Below are 860 nucleotides of genomic sequence, written 5' to 3'. Positions count from 1 at the left end.
GAGTAGTGCGCCAGCGACACCTCGGCGGGGTCGAGGTCGGAAGCCGACGCCCCTACGAGGTAGTTCCATGCCAGAGGCAACTCCCCGATCTCATGATCCTCGAGCCATTTGAAGGCGTGGAGGTCACGTCCGGGCCACGTATTAAGCATTTCGTTCGTCAGTCGTTTGTTGGCGGGATGATCTAGATTCCACAAAACGACCGACGACCAGTTCTTGCGCCGATAGAACGTCTGCGTTTGTCCGTCCATCTTGACGGCTTCAGACTCGCGTTGCCGGTGCTTAACCGCCATGATCGCGTAGGAAGGATCGACCAGGTCGAGCAGCTTGACGGGATCCTGCAGAAAAAGAACGTCACAATCGCAGAACATGGCCCAGCCGCCTTGCCGCATAAACGGAACGGCAAAGCGCGATATGGCAAACTCGGTCGCCATCGGTGCCTCGGAGATCGGGCACCAGAGCCTACCGTCACGTACCTCCATCGGTCGCTTCATGATTCCTTGGGCTTCAAGGTCTTTGAGCACCAGTGGGTGGATCTGCAACGGCGTGCTTGTCCGGCGGAAGGCGCTCCATCGCGCCACCTCGAGGACTCGGGCTTCGCGTGGGTCGTACCCGATGTAGATTGGCATCATAGTGTAACTCTGCAGTTGGAAGTGAGTTTGCCCGAATTATGCAAGGTTGCGCGGCTGGCGGTAGACCCCAGGTAAATGGATCAACCCGCCGCGATGGCGATCGTGCAAGGCCAGAGCGCCACAGTCGGGATATTGTTGCAGTGAGGCCGGAGTCAAGCAACCGTGAGCGACGGTATTTCGTTTGGCTCGACGGAACATTGGCCGGGCCGGCGGCCCAATAAAGCGAACAGA

General features: G+C 58.6%; 1 protein-coding gene. It reads right to left on the bottom strand.

The window, feature by feature from the left end:
• Positions 1-626, bottom strand: a 626-nt coding sequence (locus EOA22_RS35565) for a hypothetical protein (RefSeq protein ID WP_245478787.1), incomplete at its 3' end; no start/stop codon positions are given.
• Positions 627-860: the final 234 nt, after the last annotated feature.

Source organism: Mesorhizobium sp. M7A.F.Ca.US.014.04.1.1 (genome assembly GCF_003998745.1).
In the GTDB taxonomy this organism is placed as follows: domain Bacteria; phylum Pseudomonadota; class Alphaproteobacteria; order Rhizobiales; family Rhizobiaceae; genus Mesorhizobium; species Mesorhizobium ciceri.
The sequence above is the reverse complement of the archived record's forward strand: the minus strand, read 5'-3'. Positions and strand labels throughout refer to the sequence as shown.